At 57.3% G+C, this 5,086-nt stretch carries 2 protein-coding genes and 1 pseudogene; 1 reads left to right on the forward strand and 2 read right to left on the reverse strand.

What is annotated here, in order from left to right:
- Positions 1-43 precede the first annotated feature (43 nt).
- Positions 44-2,152 carry a TonB-dependent receptor PqqU gene (pqqU, locus tag FN633_RS10810; protein WP_154057712.1) on the reverse strand — a complete coding sequence of 703 codons (2,109 nt, stop codon included), beginning with the start codon at positions 2,150-2,152 and terminating at the stop codon, positions 44-46.
- A 234-nt stretch (positions 2,153-2,386) separates the two neighbouring features.
- On the opposite strand from pqqU, the gene yncE reads away from it, so the two are divergent.
- Entirely contained in the window at positions 2,387-3,448 is a 1,062-nt protein-coding gene (yncE, locus tag FN633_RS10815; RefSeq protein ID WP_154057713.1) for a 7-bladed beta-propeller protein YncE, read from the forward strand.
- Between the two features lie 63 nt (positions 3,449-3,511).
- Here the strand turns inward: yncE and ansP are convergent.
- Positions 3,512-4,832 (reverse strand): annotated as a pseudogene (gene ansP, locus FN633_RS10820) (L-asparagine permease).
- Between the last annotated feature and the right edge of the window lie 254 nt (positions 4,833-5,086).

The raw sequence follows: 5,086 nt of genomic DNA on the forward strand, positions 1-5,086 counted from the left end.
CGGCAGCGTTTGGCTACCGGGCATCAGCAGAGATGTTAACGCCTTATTCGAAGCGGTACGCCACGGAGAGGCCTACGCCGTAGTTACGACCCGGAGCCGGTTCGTAGTAGCGGCCATTAGACTCGTTAACGATCACCGATCCGACATACTCTTTGTCGAACAGGTTATCAACCCGGCCAAACACGTCCAGCATCCAGTTGTTGTAGTTGAACTTGTACCCGGTGTTCAGACCTACGGTGGTATAGGACGGTGCTTTCGCCGTGTTCTCATCGTTAGCTTCAATATCGCTCATATAGCGCATATCGGCCCCCGCGTACCAGCCGCTCTCCGGCTCGTAGCCGAGGGAGGCAAAGCCCATGTTGCGCGCGATGCCCGGCATCCGGTTGCCGTTGCAGTTGTCATCCCCGCAGACGTTGGTGCGGTAGGTCGCGTCCAGGTAAGTCCACGCCGCTTTTGCCCGCCAGTTACCGGCAAACTGCTGGTCGATGGAGAGCTCGGCACCCTGACGACGGGTTTTCCCGGCGTTTTTGTAGGTGGTGCGCCCGCCGCTGCTGGTATCGGTTACGATCTCATCATTGGTCAGAGTCTGGAACAGCGCTGCGGTGAACAGGCCGTTGCCGACGCGGGTCTTGCTGCCGATCTCATAGGTGTCGTTAGTCGACGGTTTGAGATTGAAGTTCAGGCCGCTCTGGTTATTAGCACGGTAGGAGAGCTCGTTGATGGTCGGGGTCTCAAAGCCACGACCTGCGGCGGCGTAGACGTTCCACGCATCGGTCACGGCATACTTCAACGCACCGGCCGGGAGCCACTCGTGGTAGCTGGCTTCGCCGCTGTCGTCGCCGTTAGCGGCGGTGACGTAGTGATCATTGGAGTCAAACCACACCGAGCTGTAGCGCACCCCGGCATCCAGCGAGAGCTTGTCGGTCAGCTGCCAGCGGGACTGCATATAGGGATCGGCGTTCCACATCAGGTTGCGCTCGTTACGGCGCAGGTTACCTTTCTGGCCGTACGACGGGGTGCCGTTATCCATCACGAAGTTCTCGAAACCTTTCCGATCTTCGCTCATATTTTCATAGTTCAGGCCAGTGGTGATGGTCACCGGCACCAGCAGCTCGCCACGGTGGGTCCAGCGGGTGTCGATCCCCTGATAGTGACGGCTGAGGTCGATCACCCCACCCGCATGGGTCGGATTGAGCTGCGGCGCACGCGGAATGGACTGGTACTGGGTCGTTTCACGCTCGCCTGCGTACATCATCACGCTGAGGTCATCCTGCTCGCTCAGCTGACGCTCATAGCGCAGCCCGGCCTGGGTCTGCTTGATGGTTTTGCGGGTATTGTACTGGTCAGCACGCGGAGCCTGATGCGGATCTTGCTTCCACTCCTGCTCGGTCAGGCCGCCCGGATCGTCCGCTTTGATATCGACGCTGTTAAAGATCAGGCTCAGCTTGCTGACGTCATCGATCCGCACGCCGAGTTTGGCGTTAGCCAGGTTTTTACGCGCGCCGCTGTGATCGCGATAGCCGCTGGTGATGAAACGGGTAGAGGAGACGGTATAGTCCACGTCGCCTGCCTGAGTACCGTCTCCCATCGCACCGGTAGCCTTCAGGCCGTAGCGCCAGCTACCGTAGCTGCCATAGTAGCTGCTGGCTTCGATGGTCGTCGGCTGCTGGCCGGTTTCTGTAGTGACGTTAACCACGCCGCCGGAGGCATTACCGTAGAGGGCAGAGAAGGGGCCGCGCAGGATTTCTACGCTCTCGACGCTGTTGAGATCGATATTGGAGGTCTGTCCCTGGCCGTCCGGCATGGTCGCCGGGATGCCGTCGACGTACATGCGAATGCCGCGCACGCCGTAGGTAGAGCGGGAGCCAAAGCCACGCATAGAGAGCTGCAGATCCTGCGCATAGTTCTGGCGATTCTGGATCTGTAGCCCCGGCACGCCGGTCAGCGACTCAGAGAGGTTAATGCGCGGGGTAGCATGACGCATCTCTTCCCCGTTGACCACGCTGACGGCGGCGGGCGTATCCAGCTCGGACACGGTCTGCGGCGTCGCGCTGACGATCAGGGTCTGCTCATCAGCGGCAAAAGCAGAGCCACAGGCGGCTGGCAGCAGCAAAAAAGGGAGGGTAGCGTGCGTGATAGCAATGATTTTCATTAAAGGAACCGGTTAAATAAAAACGAACCAAATGGAACATGTGTGCACATGTTACTGTTTTTGTAAAAATTATGAAAACGTTAACGGCACGTAGTGTTAAGTGGTGTATCTAAGTGTGTATGGAGGAAGTATGAAGATTATGGACGACCTCGCAAGAAAGACTCCACATTTTATTAATTAATGATTATTATTCTCATTCGCAACACGCGAATGTGTTAATCAAAGGGAGTCGTCATGTTTTTACGTCAATTAAGCTCGCCGCGCCTGCGTGGTTCACTGTTCCTCGGTTCACTGCTGCTGGCGGGGACATTTAATGCCAGCGCGGCGGAGGAGATGCTGCGTAAACCGGTGGGTAAGGGCGCATACGAAATGGCCTTTAGCCAGCAGGAGAACGCCCTGTGGGTCGCCACGACCCAGAGCCGCAAGATGGATAAGGGCGGCGTGATCTACCGTCTCGACCCTGTAACTCTGGATATCACCCAGGCCATCCACAACGATCTCAAGCCGTTTGGTGCGACCATCAACAATCAAACCCAGACGCTATGGTTCGGCAACACGACCAATAGCGCGGTTACTGCCGTTGACGCCAAAACGGGCGAGGTCAAAGGTCGCCTGGTGCTGGACGATCGCCAGCGCTCTGAGACGGTGCGCCCATTGCAGCCGCGTGAACTGGCGGTGGATGAAACCACCAATACCGTTTATATCACCGGCATCGGCAAGCAGAGCGTGATTTGGGCTGTCGATGGTGAAACGCTGAAGCTGAAAAACACGATCGCTGACACGGGCACCTTTAGCACCGGGCTGGCTATCGATGCGGCGGCAAAACGCCTCTATACCACTAATGGCGACGGCGAGCTCATTACTATCGATACCAGCAGCAATAAAATCCTCTCCCGCCAGAAAGTGCTCGACGATGGCAAAGAGCACTTCTATCTCAACCTGAGCCTCGACACTGCTGGACAGCGCGCGTTTATTACCGACTCGAAGCAGGCGGAGGTGCTGGTGGTCAATCTGCGCGATGGCAAGGTGCTGGCGAAGGTTGCTGCCCCGGAGTCGCTGGCCGTGCTGTTTAACCCGACCCGCAACGAAGCCTACGTCACCCACCGCAAGGCGGGCAAGGTGAGCGTTATCGATGCGAAAACCTACAAGGTGGTGAAGAGCTTTGATACGCCGACCTACCCGAACAGCCTGGCGCTCTCTGCCGATGGCAAAACGCTGTACGTGAGCGTGAAGCAAGCGTCAACCCGCGAGAAAGAGGCGACCGATCCGGATGATGTGATCCGTATTGCACTGTAAGAGTGAATGAAAAATGCCCGACAGGATTGCCGGGCATTGTTTAAAAACGTTCTTTAAAAGGATTTAGCTGGAGGTCTTCTCAACCAGCACGGTGCTTTCCGCCGTCTCTTCCACATGCACCGGCGCAGCGCTGTGGATCTCCTGCACCCGCTTACGCACGGCATACCAGCCTACGACCAGCAGAACCGCAATCACCGGAATCGAGGCGATGGTATAGGTCCCGTTCGGATAGTCGAACGCCATCAGCACCAGCACGCTGGCCGGAACCAGATAGTTCAGCACCACGCCAAAGACGTAGATCGCCAGCGTCGCCAGGATGCCCGCGTAGGGAACATGCTGCTTGCTCATTTTGGACATGAACTTGGGAGCAGAGCCGCCCATCGACATGGAGCGCAGAATACGGCCCGTGGAGTAGAGGCCCGAGTTCAGGCTGGAGAGCGCGGCGGTCAGCACCACCATGTTCATCACGTCGCCAATGTAAGGCACGCCCAGCTTGCTGAAGAAGGTCACGAACGGGCTCTGCCCAGCCTGATAGGCGTTCCACGGCAGCAGCAGCACCAGCAGGACCACGGAGCCCAGTAGAACAGGCCGATACGCCAGATCACGCTGTTGATGGCTTTCGGTACCATGGTCTGCGGATCTTTACATTCGCCCGCCGCCGTACCCACCAGTTCGATAGAGGCGAAGGCGAACACTACGCCCTGGACCAGCACCAGCGCAGGCAGCAGGCCGTGCGGGAAGAAGCCGCCGTTATCGGTAATCAGGTGGAAACCGGTGGTGCCGCCGTCCAGCGGTTTGCCGGTGCCGAGGAAGATAGTGCCCACGACCAGGAAAACCACGATAGCCAGCACCTTCACTAGCGCAAACCAGAACTCCATTTCAGCGAACCACTTCACGCCGATCATGTTCATGGTGCCGACGATAGCCAGCGCGCCAAGGGCGAAAACCCACTGCGGCACGTCACCAAATGCGCCCCAGTAGTGCATTTAGAGCGCAACGGCGGTGATATCTACAATGCCGGTCATCGCCCAGTTGATGAAGTACATCCAGCCGGCAACGAACGCCGCTTTCTCACCCAGGAACTCACGGGCGTAGGAGACGAAGCTGCCGCTGGAGGGGCGGTGCAGTACCAGCTCGCCAAGCGCGCGGAGAATAAAGAAAGAGAAGATGCCACAAACCAGATAGACGATGGCGAGCGAAGGGCCTGCCATCTGCAGGCGTGTGCCCGCACCGAGAAATAACCCTGTACCAATCGCACCGCCGATAGCAATCATCTGCACCTGGCGGTTACCCATCGCTTGCTTATACCCCTCTTCGTGCGAGTTCAGCCAGCGGCGTTTTTTCCAGCCTGATGCTCTGCTGCGCTGTTGTTGCTGTTTTTCATTGCGTTACCTGTTGACCTGTCTGAATCATCGAGGATGTTCTTATCCGGCCAGGGCGAAACAAAAGTTTGCCCTGGCGAATAAATATGCTGTCTTTCCCGCTATTTTGCGCATAGATAAGACGAAACATGGCGCAGCATCCTACCTGCAATTGATAAGCGACGCAAAAGATACCCAGCAAACATTGAGCGCTGTCGCGTCAATTTGTGTGGTCGGACGAGGGGTAGTGTCGATACGATTCAGCTCAATACAAATA

Source organism: Pseudescherichia vulneris (assembly GCF_902164725.1).
Taxonomy (GTDB): Bacteria; Pseudomonadota; Gammaproteobacteria; order Enterobacterales; family Enterobacteriaceae; genus Pseudescherichia; species Pseudescherichia vulneris.